Origin of the sequence: Novosphingobium sp. Leaf2 (assembly GCF_001421325.1) — a bacterium.
In the GTDB taxonomy this organism is placed as follows: domain Bacteria; phylum Pseudomonadota; class Alphaproteobacteria; order Sphingomonadales; family Sphingomonadaceae; genus Novosphingobium.
The window spans coordinates 45,133-62,993 of sequence record NZ_LMJY01000016.1 but is presented as its reverse complement, the minus strand read 5'-3'; the positions used below and the strand labels follow the sequence as shown (position 1 = coordinate 62,993).

Annotated in this window: 16 protein-coding genes and 1 other RNA gene; 11 read left to right on the top strand and 6 right to left on the bottom strand. The window is 64.8% G+C overall.

Annotated features, from left to right (window positions below; translation table 11 throughout):
* Positions 1 to 44: 44 nt before the first annotated feature.
* Complete coding sequence (gene rpoH / locus ASE49_RS09665) at positions 45 to 941, bottom strand: RNA polymerase sigma factor RpoH (protein ID WP_056772263.1); 897 nt, start codon at positions 939 to 941, stop codon at positions 45 to 47.
* 95 nt (positions 942 to 1,036) lie between these two features.
* The gene (locus ASE49_RS09660) at positions 1,037 to 1,978 is read right to left on the bottom strand and encodes an RluA family pseudouridine synthase (RefSeq protein ID WP_056771232.1); all 942 of its coding nucleotides are present in this window, start codon (positions 1,976 to 1,978) and stop codon (positions 1,037 to 1,039) included.
* 18 nt (positions 1,979 to 1,996) lie between these two features.
* Here ASE49_RS09660 and ASE49_RS09655 point away from each other — a divergent pair, with 18 nt between their 5' ends.
* From ASE49_RS09655 to rnpB, 4 genes are all read left to right on the top strand, one after another.
* Positions 1,997 to 2,389 (top strand): Mov34/MPN/PAD-1 family protein, encoded by a 393-nt coding sequence (locus ASE49_RS09655; protein WP_056771229.1) that lies wholly within the window; start codon positions 1,997 to 1,999, stop codon positions 2,387 to 2,389.
* Between the two features lie 38 nt (positions 2,390 to 2,427).
* Positions 2,428 to 3,069, top strand: coding sequence for a histidine phosphotransferase family protein (locus ASE49_RS09650; RefSeq protein WP_056771226.1), 642 nt, complete (start codon positions 2,428 to 2,430; stop codon positions 3,067 to 3,069).
* Between the two features lie 22 nt (positions 3,070 to 3,091).
* Positions 3,092 to 3,796: an N-acetylmuramoyl-L-alanine amidase gene (locus ASE49_RS09645; protein ID WP_056771224.1), complete on the top strand. Its 705-nt coding sequence runs from the start codon at positions 3,092 to 3,094 to the stop codon at positions 3,794 to 3,796.
* Between the two features lie 8 nt (positions 3,797 to 3,804).
* Positions 3,805 to 4,251, top strand: an RNA gene (rnpB, locus tag ASE49_RS11670) — RNase P RNA component class A.
* A gap of 16 nt (positions 4,252 to 4,267) precedes the next feature.
* Here rnpB and ASE49_RS09640 read toward each other — a convergent pair.
* Positions 4,268 to 5,053 carry a metallophosphoesterase gene (locus ASE49_RS09640; RefSeq protein WP_056771220.1) on the bottom strand — a complete coding sequence of 262 codons (786 nt, stop codon included), beginning with the start codon at positions 5,051 to 5,053 and terminating at the stop codon, positions 4,268 to 4,270.
* Positions 5,054 to 5,289: 236 nt separating this feature from the next.
* On the opposite strand from ASE49_RS09640, the gene ASE49_RS09635 reads away from it, so the two are divergent.
* The 7 genes from ASE49_RS09635 to ASE49_RS09605 all read left to right on the top strand — a co-directional run bounded on the left by ASE49_RS09635 (position 5,290) and on the right by ASE49_RS09605 (position 12,766).
* Positions 5,290 to 6,054 (top strand): TorF family putative porin, encoded by a 765-nt coding sequence (locus ASE49_RS09635; RefSeq protein ID WP_056772261.1) that lies wholly within the window; start codon positions 5,290 to 5,292, stop codon positions 6,052 to 6,054.
* Positions 6,055 to 6,164: 110 nt separating this feature from the next.
* On the top strand, positions 6,165 to 6,596 hold the full coding sequence (locus tag ASE49_RS09630) for a VOC family protein (RefSeq protein ID WP_056771218.1): 432 nt from the start codon (positions 6,165 to 6,167) through the stop codon (positions 6,594 to 6,596).
* 156 nt (positions 6,597 to 6,752) lie between these two features.
* Positions 6,753 to 8,162, top strand: a complete 1,410-nt coding sequence (locus tag ASE49_RS09625) for a glycosyl transferase family protein (RefSeq protein WP_235522920.1) — start codon at positions 6,753 to 6,755, stop codon at positions 8,160 to 8,162.
* A complete protein-coding gene (locus tag ASE49_RS09620; RefSeq protein WP_056771212.1) occupies positions 8,159 to 9,292 on the top strand; it encodes a hypothetical protein in 1,134 nt (377 codons plus the stop codon). Before ASE49_RS09625 ends, ASE49_RS09620 begins: the two co-directional genes overlap by 4 nt.
* A gap of 48 nt (positions 9,293 to 9,340) precedes the next feature.
* The gene (locus ASE49_RS09615) at positions 9,341 to 10,255 is read left to right on the top strand and encodes a sulfite exporter TauE/SafE family protein (RefSeq protein ID WP_056771210.1); all 915 of its coding nucleotides are present in this window, start codon (positions 9,341 to 9,343) and stop codon (positions 10,253 to 10,255) included.
* A 29-nt stretch (positions 10,256 to 10,284) separates the two neighbouring features.
* The gene (locus ASE49_RS09610) at positions 10,285 to 11,004 is read left to right on the top strand and encodes a TIGR02186 family protein (protein WP_056772257.1); all 720 of its coding nucleotides are present in this window, start codon (positions 10,285 to 10,287) and stop codon (positions 11,002 to 11,004) included.
* Positions 11,005 to 11,107: 103 nt separating this feature from the next.
* A complete protein-coding gene (locus ASE49_RS09605; protein WP_056771207.1) occupies positions 11,108 to 12,766 on the top strand; it encodes an ATP-binding protein in 1,659 nt (552 codons plus the stop codon).
* A 6-nt stretch (positions 12,767 to 12,772) separates the two neighbouring features.
* Here the strand turns inward: ASE49_RS09605 and ASE49_RS09600 are convergent, their stop codons facing one another.
* From ASE49_RS09600 to ASE49_RS09590, 3 genes are read right to left on the bottom strand one after another with little or no spacing between them, the layout of a single operon-like run.
* Complete coding sequence (locus ASE49_RS09600; protein WP_082456387.1) at positions 12,773 to 14,212, bottom strand: MATE family efflux transporter; 1,440 nt, start codon at positions 14,210 to 14,212, stop codon at positions 12,773 to 12,775.
* Positions 14,209 to 14,955: a 7-carboxy-7-deazaguanine synthase QueE gene (locus tag ASE49_RS09595; protein ID WP_056771204.1), complete on the bottom strand. Its 747-nt coding sequence runs from the start codon at positions 14,953 to 14,955 to the stop codon at positions 14,209 to 14,211. The genes ASE49_RS09600 and ASE49_RS09595 overlap by 4 nt, the downstream gene beginning before the upstream one ends.
* 28 nt (positions 14,956 to 14,983) lie before the next feature.
* Positions 14,984 to 17,794 (bottom strand): valine--tRNA ligase, encoded by a 2,811-nt coding sequence (locus ASE49_RS09590; RefSeq protein ID WP_082456426.1) that lies wholly within the window; start codon positions 17,792 to 17,794, stop codon positions 14,984 to 14,986.
* Positions 17,795 to 17,861: the final 67 nt, after the last annotated feature.

The following is a 17,861-nucleotide window of genomic DNA, read 5'->3' as shown; positions in this document are numbered from 1 at the left end:
CCTTGCGAACGCCCCGGTCTTGTTTTCTTGCAGTGCGCCGTGTGTCAGGCAGGCAGCAGCTTCTTTTCGCCGGCGATGCGGTTCATCGCCTTCTGCAGCTTTTCGAACGCCCGGACCTCGATCTGGCGCACACGTTCGCGGCTGACCGAATAGACCTGGCTCAGTTCTTCAAGCGTCTTTGGATCATCCGTCAGGCGGCGTTCCATCAGGATGTCCCGCTCACGCTCGTTGAGCGAACGCATCGCTTCAAGCAGCATGTCATGCCGAACCGAGGCTTCCTCGGCGTCTGCGACGGTTTCATCCTGCAGCGGACGATCGTCCTGCAGAATGTCCTGCCACTGGCCTTCGCCTTCTTCGCGCAGGGAGACGTTAAGCGAAGCATCGCCGCCCATCATCATGCGCCGGTTCATGTTCACCACTTCCTGCTGCGAAACCCCCAGCGTGGTGGCGATCTTGGCCACGTCCTCAGGATGCAGGTCAGTGTCCTCGTACGCGTCGAGGTTCTTCTTCATGCGGCGCAGGTTGAAGAACAGCTTCTTCTGTGCAGCGGTGGTGCCCATTTTGACCAGCGACCACGAGCGCAGGATGTATTCCTGGATCGAGGCCTTGATCCACCACATCGCATATGTGGCGAGGCGGAAGCCGCGCTCCGGCTCGAACTTCTTTACGCCCTGCATCAGGCCGATGTTCCCTTCGGAAATCAGCTCGGAAACGGGCAGGCCATAGCCGCGATAACCCATCGCGATCTTGGCGACGAGGCGCAAGTGGCTGGTGACGAGTTGCGCAGCGGCCTGCGGATCCTCATGTTCCGAATAGCGCTTGGCGAGCATATATTCCTGCTCGGGAGCCAGCACGGGAAACTTGCGGATTTCGGACAGGTAGCGGTTGAGGCTCTGCTCACCGCCGAGCGCGGGCACGCTCAGATTTCGATTGTTGCTCATGGTCATCCGTCCTTTCTAGGTCGGCACACGGTCAAAGACCCTTGAAGGCATCTTAGCTTGTGGCCACCTGTTCACGATAGCACATAAAAACGATTTCAGTGTCGCAGTTCGTCGATCAGTGTCCGCATGTCGTCGGGCAGTTTGCTCACGAAATGGACGCTTTGTGAGGTAACGGGGTGAACGAAGCCAAGTTCCGCCGCGTGCAACGCCTGGCGGTGAAATGACAGCCGTTGCAGGATCGGCCGAAGAGAACTAATCGTTCGCCCATAAACAGGATCACCCAATAGCGCATGACCGATTGACGCCATGTGAACGCGCACCTGGTGGGTTCTGCCCGTTTCCAGCCGGCATTCGATGAGGGTGGCGCCCTTCAGCGGTTCCAGCGTGCGGAAATGGGTGACCGCGTGCTTGCCGCGCCCGTCTTCCACCAGCGCCATCTTCTTGCGATCGTGATTCGACCGGGCGATCGCGCCCATCACGGTGCCGGCGGCGGGGACAGGGCGCCCGCCCACTACGGCGCGATAAGCGCGGGTGATCGAGTGATCGGCGAACTGCGCCGCCAGCCCTTCGTGCGCCGCGTCGGACTTGGCAACGACCAGCAGGCCGGAGGTGTCCTTGTCGATGCGATGGACGATGCCGGGCCGGGCCACGCCGCCGATGCCGGACAACTGTCCGCGGCAATGGTGGAGCAGCGCGTTCACCAGCGTCCCATCCAGGTTGCCGGCGGCGGGATGCACCACAAGGCCGGCCGGCTTGTCTACGATAACGAGATGTTCGTCCTCGAACACGACGGTGAGGGCGATATCCTGCGCGACTGCTTCGGCAGGGATGGCTTCGGGCACGGCGATGGCAAACGCGGTGCCGGCCTCCACCTTGAGCGAGGCTTGCGCCACCGGCTTGCCGGCAAGCTGCACGCGCCCCTCGGCCATCAGCGCCTTGACGCGTTCGCGCGACAGACCGCTGGCGTCGGCAAGCGCCTTGTCGATGCGCCCGGCGGACGCGATCGTGCCTTCGATGATGTTTGCGTGTGCCCCCATTGCGGGTAGGATTTGGGGATGATCATCGAGGTGACAAGTGGCGCGCTGGCCACACTGCACCGGGAAGCCGCAAGAGCTGCGCCGGAAGAATGTTGCGGCTTGCTATTGGGCTCAGGCGCGCGGATCGAGACGGTGGACGCCACGGCGAACGTCGCGGCAGACCGGCGCGTGCGATTCGAGATTGACCCGCTGGCGCTGCTGGCCGCGCACAAGGCTGCGCGCAACGGTGGCCCACAGGTGCTCGGCTATTACCACTCGCACCCCAAGGGCCATCCCGTACCGTCGGCCACCGATTGCGAACATTCCACCGGGGATTCGCGCGTCTGGGCGATCATCGCGGACGGTGAGGTTGCTTTCTGGCGCGATAGTGCCAATGGATTCGCGCTTCTAGATTTCCGCGTCCGGGATTGAGGCGCGGCACGCAAGACGTACGGAAAGCAGCCATACCCATGACCACGAGTTCGCTCGAACTTGCCAGCCTCCTGTGTTCGCGCCTGTGCCACGATATGCTGAGCCCTGTGGGCGCGTTGTCCAACGGGCTGGAACTTCTCGCCGACGAGAAGGACCCCGAAATGCGGCAGCGCTGCTTCGAACTGCTGGACCAGAGTGCACGCATCTCTACCGACAAGCTCAAGTTCTTCCGCCTAGCGTTCGGCGCGGCTGGCGGGTTCGGGGAGATGGTGGCGGTGAGCGAGGCCAAGGTGCTGATCGAAGCGCTGGTGGCCAACAATCCGCGTGTCCGGCTGGCGTGGGCGCTGCCCAGCGAATCGCTGCCCAAGGCGGCGATCAAGACCCTGCTCAACTTCGCGCTGATCGGGCTGGAGGCGCTGCCGCGCGGCGGCACGCTGGATATCGCGGCGGAATATCGTGAGGATCACAGCGAGCTGGTGGTACGCTCATCCGGCCCGCGCATCGCGTTCGACCGGTCGGTGGGCGACGCGCTGGAAGGGACTTTGCCCGAAGGTGACTTGTCCAGTCGCACGGCCCCTGCCGCCATGCTGCATCAGCTTGCCACCGAACTGCACGGACAATTGCAGTACGTGCTGGCCGAAGACGCGCTGGTGCTCGGCGCGGTGCTGCCACGAGGCTGACGATGGGGGGAGGGCAGGGCCGATGAACCGCTGGCTCATCAACCGTACGGTTGCCTCTCCCAACTGGAACGAACGCCTGCTGCCCGTCAGCATGGTGGTGCTTCACTACACCGGCATGCGTTCGGGGGAAGAGGCGCTGGCCCGGCTGTGCGATGCGCAAGCGCAGGTTTCCGCCCATTACCTGATCGACGAGGACGGCACCGTCACCTCGCTGGTGCCGGAGGACAAGCGGGCCTGGCACGCCGGCGCCGCTTACTGGCGCGGGATCACCGATGTGAACTCCGCCAGCGTAGGGATCGAACTGGTCAATCCCGGCCACGAATGGGGATACCGCCCGTTTCCCGAACCACAGATGGATGCGCTGCTGCCGCTGCTGGCCGACATCGTCGATCGGCACGACGTGCCCCGTGCCAACGTAGTGGGCCACTCCGATGTCGCGCCGGCCCGCAAGCAGGATCCGGGCGAATACTTCGATTGGCCGCGCCTTGGCCAGCTGGGCCTGGCGCTGGAGATCCCGCGCGCGAAGATGAACCTGTTCTACGACAATCCCGGCGCGTTCTACCTAGCGCTGGAACGCTTCGGCTACGACATCACCGATGGCCGAGCCGCTGTCACCGCGTTCCAGCGGCGCTGGCGGCCCGAGATCATCGACGGCATCCTTGATGGTGAGCTTGGCGGAATCCTGTTCGAACTGCTGTTGGAGCGCGACATCGGTCGTGCTAGGTGACCTGCGCGCCGGGGAGCCGGGCAGCCGCGGGGTCCTTTCAGGATCGCGAGGAAAGTCCGGGCTCCACGAAACAAGGGTGGCGGGTAACGCCCGCCGGGCGAGCGCGGTTTTCAGGCCGTGCGAAGCCTAGGGAAAGTGCCACAGAGAGCAGACCGCCGATGTCCTTTGCGGAACAGGTAAGGGTGAAAGGGTGCGGTAAGAGCGCACCGCGCTGCCGGTAACGGTAAGCGGCATGGTAAACCCCACCCGGAGCAAGACCGAATAGGGGCTACGCGCCGGCGCTCGTGCAAACGGGTAAGATCGGCGGGTTCGTTTCGAACCCAGGTAGCCCGGGTTGGTCGCTTGAGCGGGGCAGCAATGCGTCGCCTAGAGGAATGGCTGCCGCCGCGGCGTAAGGTCCCTCGCTTGGGAGACCACGCCAGGTACAGAACCCGGCTTACAGGCTCCCCGGCGCATCCGGTGGCCCTGGCTTTAGGCCGCCACGCTGGCGTTTACGCCGTCGGTCGCTTGGAGAAACCACCGGTCGGTGCCTTGCAGGCCGATGGCGGTCAACGTGCCGTGCATAAACGCGCCGGTGTCGATACCGATGCGGTTGTCGTACACCTCCGGCTCCGGCGTGATGGTATGTCCGTGCACGACGAACGCACCGAAATCGCCGCGATGGCTGAGGAACGGTTCGCGAATCCACCGACAATCCCGGGCCATCTGATGTTCGAGCGGGGTATCGGGACGAACTCCGGCATGCACGAAGGCATAGTCCCCCACGCGCACCATCTTGCCGAAGCTCTCCAGAAAATCGAAATCCTCACGCGGGATGGCGGCATTCATCAGCCGCTGCACATCTTCGATTTCGGCATTCGCGAGCACTTGCGCGTCGATGCCGTAGGACATCAGAGTTTCCATCCCGCCGAACCGCAGGAAGCTGCGCAGGGCCTCGGTATCGTTGCGGCTTACCAGCAGCATTTCTTCGTGGTTGCCCTGGATGATGTCCACCTCGCGCGCCTGCGCCCAGCGCCGGGCGCGGTCCACCACGCCGGCGCTGTCCGGCCCCCGGTCGATCAGGTCGCCCAGCAGAACGATCTTGGTGTGCGCGGTGGGTCTCGCGGCATCGTCCGCCTCGATCTGGTCGATCAGTGCCTCGAACAAGTCCAGTCGACCGTGAATGTCGCCCACCGCGTAGGCGCGCTCACCGTGGGGCACGGAAGGGGCGCTGCGAATGTCGGTGCGGCCCATGAACTTACGGATGATGCTCAGCATTTGTTGCGCTGCAATATAACTCTTGCGGGGAGTCTACAAGCGACGACGGACCGGTTTGGTTGCAGTGGTAAAAAATCCACACTTAGTTTCTCGTTTATTGCCAGATTGAAATTTTTCTTGTGTGAATGTTTGGTGCGGTGCAGCAATAATACACCGTGACAAGGCAAGCCCGATACGAGGTTCGCAGGTGCGGTGCAGGCGGAACAGAGCATTATAAAAATCGTGAGGGAATGATTATGCTTCTGTCCATGCGCGGCGCGCTTGCCGCTACTCTGCTTGCTGGAACCGCCCTGTGCGCCGTGCCTGCCTTCGCGCAGGATGCCGCGCCTCCCAAGGATTTCACCGTCACCGGCAGCGCTGCCATCACCACGGACTATCGTTTCCGCGGCGTCTCGCAATCACAGGGCGACATCGCTGCGCAGGCCGGCATCACCGTTTCGCACAAGAGCGGCTTTTACATCGGCACTTGGGGTTCCTCGATCGACCTTGGCCCCGTCTACGGCCACACCGAGCTTGACCTGTTCGGCGGCTGGACCGGCAAGGTTACGCCCGCGCTGACCCTGGACGCTGGCCTGCTGTATTACGCCTATCCCAACGGCCACGTCGGCCACGCCGAATTCTTCGAGCCTTACGCGTCTGTGTCCGGCCAGTTCGGTCCCGCCAAGATTAAGGTGGGCGGCAACTACGCTTGGGATCAGCGGGCGCTGCCGAATTTCGCGGGCAACAAGAAGTCCGATAACCTGTATGTCTACAGCAACGTCGACATCGGCATTCCCAAGACGCCACTCACGGTTTCGGGCCACCTTGGCTACACCGACGGCGTGCTGGCTCCCAGCTATTACACCACGGTCGACCGGACCGGTTTTGACTGGTCGATCGGTGCTTCGGCCACGATCTACGGTCCGCTCTCGCTGGGTGTGTCGTACATCGGCGTCACCGGGCCTAGCGTGAAGAGCTACACCAACGACACCGTCGTGGCGACGCTGACCGCCGCGTTCTGAATTACCGGAATTTGCAGGAGGAACCCGTCTGGAGCGATCCGGGCGGGTTTTCGCGTGTCGGCAGCTTCCCTATATGGGCAGCGCTGCATCCCCATAGCCAAAGGCTCGCCATGACACGCTACCTGCATACCATGATCCGCGTAACCGATCGGGACGCGACGATCCGTTTCTTCGAGATGATCGGGCTGAAGGAAACGCGCCGTTTTTCCAGTGAGCAGGGCCGTTTCACACTGATCTATCTGGCCGCGCCGGGGCAGGAGGATGCGGAAGTGGAACTGACGCATAACTGGCCCGCCGAAGATGGCACGGCAGAGGAATACACAGGGGGCCGCAATTTCGGACATCTCGCCTTCCAGGTTTCCGACATCTACGAAACCTGCGCGCGGCTGCAGGACGCAGGGGTAATCATCAACCGCCCGCCGCGCGATGGGCACATGGCGTTCGTGCGCACGCTGGACGGCATTTCCATCGAACTGCTGCAGGATGGTCGGCTCGAACCTGCCGAGCCTTGGGTCAGCATGCCGAACGTGGGAACCTGGTAACCCACTCCGAACATCCAACGCTAACTACCTACGGACATTAACTTATTGCAATAGCGCGGATGATCGCTGGCGCATCCGCGGGTGTGCGCCATAGACTTGCCCTGTCGGTCCAGGGGTTGGACCGATCACCGGCCGTGCACGGCCAAAGGGGGCATGGTGGAAGTGTCGGACGCCTTGGCCGCCGCCGCCGCATGCCTGCGGCTGGTAGAGCGGGAACTGCTGTTGTTTGCGGCGTTCTGGTTCGTGATCGGCGCGCTGGACGAACTGGGCGTGGACGTGTGCTGGCTCTGGCTGCGCCTGACCGCGCGAGCACGCGACCAGACAATCACGGCACGCGCTGCCACCGCGCCGTTGCGTGGGTGCATGGCCGTATTCATCGCCGCCTGGCAGGAAGCCGAGGTCATCGGCCACACTGTCGTTCACGCGCTGCAGGCCTGGCGGCAGGACGATTTTACCCTCTATGTCGGCTGCTATGGCAACGATCCGGACACAGTCGCGGCGGTAATCGCCGCGACTGGCAACGATCCGCGCGTGCGCATCGTCATTTCCCGGCAATCAGGGCCCACCACCAAGGCGGATTGTCTCAACCACATCTACGCCGCGCTGCATGAGGATGAGCGCCGGCGCGGAATGTCCTTTCGCGCGATCGTGCTGCATGATGCCGAAGACATGGTGCATCCCGCCGAACTGGCGGTGATCGACAGCGGGCTGGATCACGCCGATTTCGTGCAACTGCCGGTGCGGCCCGAATTGCAGCCGGCCTCGCCGTGGGTGGGCAATCATTATGCCGATGAGTTCGCCGAATCGCATGGCAAGGGGCTTGTCGTGCGCGATGCGTTGGGGGCGGCGATCCCGGCGGCGGGGGTCGGCTGCGGTTTCTCGCGTGAGATGGTCGCGCGTATCGCCCGGCGGCGCGGGGGCGAAGGCGCACCGTTTTCCGCAGAGTGCCTGACCGAGGATTACGAACTGGGGCTGCTGGTCCGGCGCGAAGGTGGCAGCGCCCGGTTTCTGCGGGTCCGGGACGAGGCGGGGGCGCTGGTCGCGACGCGGGCCTATTTCCCCGCAAGCATCGACACTGCGGTGCGCCAGAAATCACGCTGGATCCATGGCATCGCCTTTCAGGGCTGGGACCGCATGGGGTGGGGCCGCGGATATGCCGACTTGTGGATGGCGCTGCGCGATCGGCGCGGGCCGCTCACCGCATTGGTGCTGACCTGTGGTTATCTGCTGGTGGTGATCGAGGGTATTCTGGCGCTCGCCGGGTTTGCTGGCGCCCATGCGCAACTGGCCGCATCGCCGGGTTTGCGCGCAATGGTGCATGCGTGCGCCGCCGCGCTGCTGTGGCGCTGCGTGATGCGCTTCGCTTTTACGACGCGGGACTACGGGGTAGTCGAAGGGCTTGGTGCGCTGATGCGCATCCCCGTCGCCAATTTCATCGCCATCCTGGCAGGCCGACGGGCCTTGTGGGGGTATCTGGCCACGTTGCGCGGCGATCCGGTCACCTGGGAGAAAACCCGGCACGATCATCACCCCGCGCAAGCGGCCAGCAGCGGCGGCGTGCGATGAGCGCAGGCGTCATCTCGCGCGGGCATCCCGTCGTCGCGCTGCTGGCGCTGATCCTGGGGTGGGCGGGCGGGCGTGCGGCCACCTGGGACGCGCCGCTGGCCGCTGTGCGCCCGGCCTTGGTGCAAAACGAGGGACCGCAATCGCTACCCGGATCGCAGCCGCTCGATACGGCAGACCTGTATGCTGAAGGGGTGACGATGGCGGGTGCCGCGCCACCGTTGTACGTGCGCGGGTCGCCGCCGCCTTACGGTCGATACCGACCCGCATATCGCCCTGCTCAATGGTGGGAGCCGCAGGCGGGATTTGCGGCACGCGATGCCGGCGGCCCTGCGGCGCGCTATGCGCCGCACCTTGCGGGCGAATTCGCGCCATACGGCAATGTCCCGCGCTTTTACGCGCCGGATGCCGCTCCGTCCGCCGTCGCCCCGGTATCGACCGGTGTGCCGAGCGCCGAGCGCCCGGCCCGGCTGCGGCGCTGGTCTATGGATGCCTGGGCGCTGCTGCGCCGGGATGATGCCGGCGCGCCCAATTCCGCTGGCCTGCTTCCCGCGACTTACGGCGCCAGCCAGACCGGCGCGGTGCTGCGGTACCGCATCAAGCCGTCGAGCCGTTATGGTCCCTCGATCTATCTGCGCGCCACGTCCTCGCAAAGCTATGCCGCCGAAACGGCGCTGGCGCTGGGCGTATCGGCGCGTCCGTTTCCCGATCTGCCCGTGATCGCAGCGGTGGAGGGACGGGTCACCGATCAAGGCGGTGAGCGGCGTTATCAGCCGGCGGTCATGGCCATCACCGAATTGCCCCCGTTCGCGCTGCCCGCCGGCTTGCGCGGTGAGTTTTACGGCCAGGCCGGCTATGTGGGCGGACGCTATGCCACGCTGTTCGCCGATGGCCAGTTGCGGGTGGACCGCCCGCTGTTCCGCTTCGGCAAGTTCGATGCGCGCGCCGGTGGCGGCTTGTGGGGCGGGGCGCAAAAGGGCGTGATGCGCATCGATGCCGGGCCTTCGGCGTCGATCTCGATGCCGCTGGGGCGCGGGCTGTTCGGACGGGCGGCGGTGGACTGGCGCTTTCGCATGGCCGGCGATGCGGTGCCGCGTTCCGGGCCGGCGCTGACGCTATCTGCAGGTTTTTGATTAGGCGCTTTTCGCGAACGCCTGCCTGCGGTAGCGAGCAAGGCAGCAATGGACGTTTATCTTCCTATCGCCAACCTTTCGGTCAACGGCATCATCATCGTCCTGCTGGGCGCGGTGACCGGGCTGCTGTCAGGCATGTTCGGCGTGGGCGGCGGGTTCCTGACCACGCCTCTGATGATCTTTTACGGCATCCCTCCCACGGTCGCCGCCGCATCTGCTGCCAGCCAGGTGACGGGCGCCAGCGTTTCCGGCGTCTTCGCACATACCCGGCGCGGCGGCGTGGATTACCAGATGGGCGGCGTGATGGTGGCCGGCGGCATCATCGGCACCGGATTGGGCGCGGTGCTGTTCAACCTGCTCGAACGGCTGGGCCAGATCGATACGGTAATCAACATCCTGTATGTTGTGCTGCTGGGCTCGATCGGATCGGTGATGGCCCGCGAAAGCATCCAGTCGATTCGGGCTGAGCGTTCGGGCGTACCTACTCCAGCGCGCAAACGGCGGCATCACCCGATGGTGGCCAGCCTGCCAATGCGCTGGCGGTTCTACCGCTCGGGCCTGTATATCTCGCCGCTCGCCCCGCTGCTGCTGGGCATCGGCACCGGCATCCTGACAATGCTGATGGGGATCGGCGGCGGCTTCATCCTGGTGCCCGCGATGCTGTATATCCTGGGCATGAGCGCGAACGTGGTGGTGGGCACATCGCTGTTCCAGATCCTGTTCGTGACGATGGCGACCACGATGATGCATGCGCTGACCACCCATGCAGTGGATCTGGTGTTGGCATCGCTGCTGCTGCTGGGCTCGGTCACCGGGGCGCAAGTGGGGGCGCAGTTCGCGCAGAAGGCCAGCCCGGTCAAGCTGCGCCTGCTGCTGGCGGTGATCGTGCTGCTGGTGGCGGGGCGCATGGCGCTGGGCCTCGGCTATCGCCCGGACGATATATACACCGTGGCGCCCCTGTGAGGGTGCTGCTGGCCCTGATCGCGTTGACGATGCTGACCGGCGCGCGCGATCCCATTCTGGTGCCCGAAGTCTCGCAGCACGAAGTCGCCCTCCAGCAGGGGTTTACCGGCACCGAACTGCTGCTGTTCGGCGCGATCCTCAGCCCCGAAGGCTCACGCGCGGCGCAGGATTACGACATCGTCGTGGTGCTGCGTGGGCCCACCCAGTCGGTGGTGCTGCGCGAAAAGCAGAAAGTCGCCGGCTTGTGGATCAACGCAGCCAGCACGCAGCTGCGCTCGGCGCCCGGATACTATGCCATCGCCTCCAGCCGCCCCATCGCTGACATCGTGGATGACAAGACGGCTGCCATCTACGAGCTGGGGCTCAAGTGGCTGCAACTCTCGCCCATCGGGGCGATCGACCCGGACGAACAGGCGCGCTTTGCCGCCGGGCTGGTCGATCTCAATCGCCGCAATGGCCTGTACCGTGAGGAGGAGGGCGGCGTTAAGATCAACGAGCAAGTGTTGTACCAGGCGCGGATCGGCCTGCCCTCGCGCGTGCCGACCGGCACGTACACCGCAGAGACATACGCCATTTCCAAGGGCCGGGTGGTCGCATCGGCCACCAGCCAGGTCGAAGTGCGCAAGCTGGGCGTGGAACGCGCCATCGCCGATTTCAGCGCCAACTACGGCTTCGCATACGGCTTGCTCGCCGTCGCCATTTCCGTGGCGATGGGCTGGCTGGCCGGCAGGCTTTTCGCACTGATCTAGCGGTGGCGGCACCCAGAACGGGTGCATCGGGAAACGCTTTTAGCCGGAAATTAACCGGATCGCCCTATCGCCGCGTATCGAAGGGGCAGCGGTTCAACACTCCATGCAGATCGAAGCAACAGGTCAGTTTCAGCCGTCGCAGTCGGCATCAGCGCCCCCGCCGCTGCCGATCGAGCCGATCGGCGTCGTATTGGAGATCAGCGGCGCCGGCAGCCGCATCGCCTTCGATCTTGAGCGCCTGAACGATATCGCCGGCGATGCCGATCCGTCTGTCGCGCTGTCCGGCCAGGTCAGCAGCCAGGTCAAGATCCGTGCGGGCACCGGCTGGCTGCTGGCAAGCATCCGCAACCAGAAGCAGGATGGCCGGGTCGCCGGGGTACTGTCGGACGCCGATTTTCTGGGGGAAGGGCTGGAGGAACGCGGCACCGGGCGCATCCACGGTTTCCGGCGCGGGGTCACCCGCTTCCCGATACCGGGCGCGCTGGTCTATCCCGCCACCAGCGACGACTTGCGCCAGATCTACGCCAGCGACGGCCGATCCGCGATTCAGGTCGGCAATGTCTATCCGACGCGTGACATTCGCGCCGGGCTTTACGTCGATGCGCTGCTGGGCAAGCATTTCGCGCTGCTGGGCTCCACCGGCACCGGCAAGTCCACCAGCGCGGCGCTGATCCTGCACCGTATCTGCGAGCATGCGCCCGAAGGCCATATCATCATGGTCGATCCGCACGGCGAGTATGCCGCCGCATTCCGCGACACCGGCGTCATCCTCGACGTATCGAATCTGCAGATGCCCTACTGGTTGATGAACTTCGAGGAACACTGCGAAATCCTGCTGACCTCGCGCGGGGACGAGCGCCAACTGGATGCCGAGATCCTGGGTCGGGCGCTGCTCGAAGCGCGCTCCAAGAACCGGCTGGCCGAGCAGATGGGCAGGATCACGGTGGATTCGCCGATCCCCTATCTGCTCTCGGACCTGGGCATGATCCTCAACAACGCGATGGGCAAGCTGGACAAGGGCCATACCAGTGCGCCGTACTTGCGCATCCGCAACAAGCTGGACGAGATGAAGTCCGACCCGCGCTACCAGTTCATGTTTTCAGGCATGCTGGTGGGCGATGTGATGGCCGATTTCATCTCGCGCATATTCCGCCTGCCATCGCGGGGCCGGCCGATCTCGATCATTGACGTGTCCGGCGTGCCGACGGAAATCACCTCCACCGTGGTGGCGGTTCTCAGCCGGATGGTGTTCGATTTTGCGATCTGGGCGCGCGAAGAACGCACCCGGCCGATCCTGTTGGTGTGCGAGGAAGCGCACCGCTACGTGCCCAACGAGAAGAACGCAGATGGCTCGTCGGTCGGGCGCATCCTGTCGCGCATCGCCAAGGAAGGGCGCAAGTACGGGATTTCGCTGGGCCTGATCACCCAGCGCCCGTCAGATCTTGCCGAAGGCGTGCTGTCGCAGTGCGGCACCATCATTTCCATGCGCCTCAATAACGAGCGCGATCAGGCCTTCGTGCGCGCGGCGATGCCTGAGGGCGCGCGCGGGTTTCTCGATTCGATTCCCGCCCTGCGTAACCGCGAATGCATCATCTGCGGCGAGGGCGTGGCCATTCCCATGCGCGTTTCGTTCGACGATCTGGAAGAGCGCAAGCGCCCCGCCTCCGCCGACCCTTCGTTCACCGAGCTGTGGAACGGTTCGGGCGGCGAGGAGGAAATGGTGCTGCGTACCGTCCAGCGCTGGCGGGCGCAGGGGCGGTAGTGCGAGTCACCGATGAAAGGCGGCGCGCCATTTCCCGAAGCGGTAGTACGCCAGGGTGATGATGACGGTCAGCACCGAGCCTACCGGATAGGCCCACCACACTGCTTCGCTGCCGATATGCGGCTCCGCCAGGGCGTAGAACCCCAGGCGGCCGGGATAAAGGCCTAGGAATAGGATAACCAGAGGCGCAATCACCGCCCCGTACGCCCGCATCGTGCCGGTGAGGATCATCGTAACGGACACGATCACGAACGAAGCGGTGCAGATCAACTGGATATGCTCGGCGATCGGCATGGCCGGGCTGGACCCTCCGAGGAACAGCGCCAGAAGCTGATGATCGAAGCCGACTATGGCTGCGGCAACACTGACGGACATCACCAGGTTGGCGCCCAGCCCGGTCATGGTGACTTTGGCCACGCGCCCGTGATCGCCGGCGCCGATGGATTGCGCCACCATCGCGCTGACCGCCGAGCCCACGGCAAAAGCAGGCATCTGCAGGTAGTTCCACAATTGCAGCGAAGCGCCATACGCGGCGGCGGCGTTCAGGCCTTCGCGATTGACCAGGCTGACCATGACCAGCCCGGCGGACGAGACGATCAGCATCTGCGCGCCCATCGGCAGGCCTTTGGACACCACATAGCGCAGCTCCACGCCGCGCGGCCGCAGGTAGCGCAGTTCCGCGCCGCGCAGGCGCAGCGGCAGATCCTTGCGGTAGATCACCCAGATCTGGAACAGCATGCCCGCGGTGTTGGCCAGCGCGGTAGACAAGGCCGAACCGGTAACGCCCAGCGCGGGCAGCGGACCGGGGCCGATGATCAGCAGCGGGTTGAGCGCGATGTCGATCACCACCGCCAGGATCATCGCATACAGCGGGGTCTTGGAATCGCCCGCGCCGCGCATGCCCATCGACACCATCATGTTCACGGTGGCGAGCGGGATGGTCACGAAGATCACCCGCAGATAGTCCAGTGCATCCACCCGGCTGGCCGCCGGGGTGCCGAGCGCATCGAGCAGGTGGCCTGCGCCAAACCAGCCGATCACGCCGGTGGCGATGGAGATCAGGATGCAAAAGCCAAGGCCGGTGCCGAACGTGCGGCGTGCCGCTTCGATGTCACGCGCGCCGAAATGCTGGCCTACCCGCACGGTGGTCGCCATGCCGAAGCCGAATACGGCGGCGAACACCAGGAACATCACGATATTGGCGTTCGCCGTGGCCGCCAGCGCCGCTTCACCCAGCAGCCGCCCCACCCAGATCGCGTTGACCGAGCCGTTCAACGTTTGCAGCACGTTGGACAGCAGCATAGGGATCGAAAACAGCAGCAGCGTTTTCAGGATCGGCCCGCGCGTAAGATCGCCGCGCATGGCGGGCCGGGCGGCGGCTTCGTCCTGCGGACGGTCCGCCGAAGCGGTGTCTTCGCACAGCGGGATAGGCGATGCTTCGTTCATGTGCCCCTCGTGTCCCCCCACAAGTGGATATGCAAGCGATCCGTGAACCGAAGCCCGTTCGCCGCGCAAGTATCCGCCAGCCAGCCAGACCGTTCCCGCAATACCGCGCTGGATCGCCCCTCCGGCATCAGGAACAGCCGTTCGCCGGCAATGCCGTAAGTGTCCTTCAGCGCCATGACTTCGGCAACGTCGGCGGGATCGGCGATCACGAACTTGAAGAACGCGCGCGGCTCATCGGCCCAGGCGGCCAGGCGACCGGGCACGAGGGCGAGCTCCGCTGGATTGCCGCTGTGGGCCAGCTTGGGGCTGACGTTGTACTGGTTCACGCGGGCATCGAGGGTGTGGTGCGGCGCGACGGTGCCGTTGGTTTCGATTTCTACGTGCATACCGGAGCGCACGGCGTCCAGCGCGGCGAGCATCCGGGCCAGCGCCGGTCCTTGCAGCAGCGGCTCGCCGCCGGTGATGACGAGGCGATCGGGCGCCAGCGCGGCGATGGCTTGCGCGACGCCTACCTCGTCCATCGTGACCTGGTTGGCCTCGCGTTCGAACGTCACGCCGTCACGGTGCGGGCGGTTGTCGCCATCAAAGCGCCAGGTGTAGGCGGTGTCGCACCACGCGCAGGCCAGGTTGCAGCGCGACAGGCGCACGAACGTGCTAGGCCGCCCGATGGACGGCCCTTCGCCCTGCAGGGACGCGAAAATCTCCGCCTCGCCGGGCGTGGTGGTGGCGAGGGTTATCGGCATGGTCGCCCCGCCGCCGGCTGGGTGCGCATCACCCCAACCGGGCCAGCGCCGCGCCCAGCCGCTCGGCTTCGGCGGCGTGCGCGGCGTGATCGGCGCGCGCCTTGTCTACCGCTTCGGGCTTGGCTTTCTGGGCGAACGCCGGGTTGTCCAGCCGCTTGGCGAGCGCATCGCGCTCCTTGATCGCGGCGGCTTGCGCTTTTTCCAGACGCGCCTTTTCGGCGGCTATGTCGATCACGCCGTCAAGCGGGATGGCCAGCATCGCATCACCCGCACCTACTTGCATCGCGGGGCCTGCGGGCGCCGGCTCGAAGCGGATCGCATCAAGGCGGGCAAGCCGGTCGATCGCGCGGGCGTTGCGCGCGATGATCGCGCTTGTAGCCTCGGACGGCTGGGCAAGGAACGCGGTCAGCCGGGCGCCGGGCGCAATGCCAAGTTCGGACTTGGCAGCGCGCAAATTGCCCACCAGCGCGATCAGCCATTCGACCTCGACCTTGGCCGCCGGGTCCACGCTGGCCTGAGGGTCGGGCCATGCCGAGACGATCAGTTCGCGTTCGCGTGTGCCGGTCTTGCTCCACAATTCTTCGGTGACGAAGGGCATGAAGGGGTGGAGCATCACCAGGATCTGGTCGAGCACCCAGCCGGCAACGGCTTTGGTTTCCGCGCCCAGGTCGGGATCGTCGAATTGGCCCTTGATCAGTTCGATGTACCAGTCGCAGAACTGGTTCCACACGAAGTGGTAGATTGCGTTGGCGGCGGCATCGAAGCGCAAGTCGGCCATCGCCTTGTCCAGCGCGACCACGGTTTCCACCACTTCGCCGATGATCCAGCGGTTGACGGCGGAGGTGGCGGCGGGCGCAGCGATCGACGTGCTGCCGACGCTGCCGTTGGCCTGGCAGAAGCGCGCGGCGTTCCACAGCTTCGTAGCGAAGTTGCGATACCCCTCGACGCGCTTTTCATCCATCTTCACATCGCGCCCCTGGCTTTCCATGGCGGTCATGAAAAAGCGCAGCGCGTCGGCGCCGTACTGGTCGATCAGGCCCAGCGGATCGACGACGTTGCCCTTGGACTTGGACATCTTCTGCCCGTCGGCAGCGCGCACCAGCCCATGCAGGTAGAGCCGCTTCCACGGCACCTCTTTCATGAAATGGATGCCCTGCATCGCCATGCGCGCATCCCAGAAGAACAGGATGTCGAAGCCGGACACGAGCAGGTCGTTGGGGTAGTGCTTGGCGAGCAGCGGCGCGTTCTCGTCCGGCCAACCGAGCGTGGCGAATGGCCAGAGGGCGGAGGAGAACCAGGTGTCTAGGACGTCGGGATCGCGCTCTAGAGTGACAATGTCAGGATCAAGTGACGGCAACTCATTGTTGAAGCATGAGCCCGTCTTCAAATTTCCATAATCTATAAATTCCACGTCTTTGATGGGGCGCCCAGCTGCCGTGTAGTGGTTGATGGCAACTTCACGGGCTTCTTCCTCTGTCTCGGCGACGAAGATCTGGCCATCGCCCGCAAACCACGCCGGAATACGGTGCCCCCACCACAGCTGGCGCGAAACGCACCAAGGCTGGATGTTCTCCAGCCAGTTGAAGAACGTCTTCTCCCAACTTTTGGGCACGATCTCGATCGCGCCGGAGCGCACCGCCTCCAGCGCCGGGCCGGCCAGCGTCTTGGCATCGACATACCACTGGTCGGTCAGCCACGGTTCGATCACCACGCCGCCCCGGTCGCCGTAAGGCGTGGCGATCACCCGGTCCTCGACTTTTTCGAGCAGGCCGTCCTCGTCCAGCAGTTCGATCACGCGGGCGCGCGCCTTGAAGCGGTCTAGCCCCAGAAATTCGTGCGGGATCAGGCCGTCCGCCGTCTGGCACACCTTCGCTTCGGCATCGAGCATGTTGAGCATGTCACGCGCCTCGATCCCGGCGCGCTTGCCCACCTCAAAGTCGTTGAAATCGTGCCCCGGCGTGATCTTCACGGCGCCCGAACCCAGTTCCGGGTCGGCGTGTTCGTCCGCGATGATCGGAATTTCGCGGCCGGTAATCGGCAGCGTCACGGTCGCCTTGCGATCCAGCAGCGACTTGTAGCGCTCGTCCGCCGGGTTCACCGCCACGGCCATATCGGCCAGCATCGTTTCGGGCCGCGTGGTAGCGACGCGGATGAAGCCCGAACCGTCAGACAGCGGATAGCGCAAGTGCCAGAAGTGCCCCTGCACCTCGCGCGTTTCCACTTCCAGATCGCTGATCGCGGTCTTGAGCTTGGGGTCCCAGTTCACCAGTCGCTTGTCGCGGTAGATCAGGCCCTGCTTGTGCAGTTCGACGAACACCTTGACCACCGCCGTGGTGAAGTGCGGGTCCATCGTGAACTGCTCGCGGCTCCAGTCCATCGAACAGCCCAGGCGGCGCAGCTGGCCGGTGATGGTGCCGCCGCTTTCCCGCTTCCAGTCCCACACCTTCTCGATGAAGCCTTCGCGCGTGTAGTTGCTGCGCTTGTCCTGAGACGCCTCAAGCTGGCGTTCCACCACCATCTGCGTGGCGATGCCGGCATGGTCGGTCCCCACCACCCACAGCGCATCCTTGCCGCGCAGCCGCTCATACCGGATCACCACGTCCTGCAGCGTATTGTCCAGCGCGTGGCCGATATGCAGGCTGCCCGTGACGTTAGGCGGCGGGTTGACGATGGTGAAGGGGGTGGCATCAGGCCGTTCGGGCCGGAACAGGCCGTTGCGTTCCCAATGCGAATACCACTGCGCCTCGATCCGCGCGGGGTCGAACGTCTTGTCGAGCGCGGGCTCGCCCGAAGGCGTGGTCGCGGGCGTAGCGGCGGGCTGGGATGCGGTGTCGGTCATGGCGCCGCGCCATGCCAGCGCGCGGGTTTTCACGCAAGGCGGTAGCGTGTCCCGCGCATCTCTGGCT

What these genes read in the sequence shown, in the direction of transcription:
- ASE49_RS09645 (WP_056771224.1), top strand. Translation starts at nt 3,092, where the DNA reads ATGAACCGCTGGCTCATCAACCGTACGGTTGCCTCTCCCAACTGGAAC.
- ASE49_RS09620 (WP_056771212.1), top strand. Translation starts at nt 8,159, where the DNA reads ATGAGCGCAGGCGTCATCTCGCGCGGGCATCCCGTCGTCGCGCTGCTG.
- ASE49_RS09595 (WP_056771204.1), bottom strand. Translation starts at nt 14,955, where the DNA reads ATGCCGATAACCCTCGCCACCACCACGCCCGGCGAGGCGGAGATTTTC.
- ASE49_RS09615 (WP_056771210.1), top strand. Translation starts at nt 9,341, where the DNA reads ATGGACGTTTATCTTCCTATCGCCAACCTTTCGGTCAACGGCATCATC.
- ASE49_RS09650 (WP_056771226.1), top strand. Translation starts at nt 2,428, where the DNA reads ATGACCACGAGTTCGCTCGAACTTGCCAGCCTCCTGTGTTCGCGCCTG.
- ASE49_RS09605 (WP_056771207.1), top strand. Translation starts at nt 11,108, where the DNA reads ATGCAGATCGAAGCAACAGGTCAGTTTCAGCCGTCGCAGTCGGCATCA.
- ASE49_RS09660 (WP_056771232.1), bottom strand. Translation starts at nt 1,978, where the DNA reads ATGGGGGCACACGCAAACATCATCGAAGGCACGATCGCGTCCGCCGGG.
- ASE49_RS09590 (WP_082456426.1), bottom strand. Translation starts at nt 17,794, where the DNA reads ATGACCGACACCGCATCCCAGCCCGCCGCTACGCCCGCGACCACGCCT.
- ASE49_RS09640 (WP_056771220.1), bottom strand. Translation starts at nt 5,053, where the DNA reads ATGCTGAGCATCATCCGTAAGTTCATGGGCCGCACCGACATTCGCAGC.
- ASE49_RS09635 (WP_056772261.1), top strand. Translation starts at nt 5,290, where the DNA reads ATGCTTCTGTCCATGCGCGGCGCGCTTGCCGCTACTCTGCTTGCTGGA.
- ASE49_RS09655 (WP_056771229.1), top strand. Translation starts at nt 1,997, where the DNA reads ATGATCATCGAGGTGACAAGTGGCGCGCTGGCCACACTGCACCGGGAA.
- ASE49_RS09600 (WP_082456387.1), bottom strand. Translation starts at nt 14,212, where the DNA reads ATGAACGAAGCATCGCCTATCCCGCTGTGCGAAGACACCGCTTCGGCG.
- rpoH (WP_056772263.1), bottom strand. Translation starts at nt 941, where the DNA reads ATGAGCAACAATCGAAATCTGAGCGTGCCCGCGCTCGGCGGTGAGCAG.
- ASE49_RS09610 (WP_056772257.1), top strand. Translation starts at nt 10,285, where the DNA reads ATGCTGACCGGCGCGCGCGATCCCATTCTGGTGCCCGAAGTCTCGCAG.
- ASE49_RS09630 (WP_056771218.1), top strand. Translation starts at nt 6,165, where the DNA reads ATGACACGCTACCTGCATACCATGATCCGCGTAACCGATCGGGACGCG.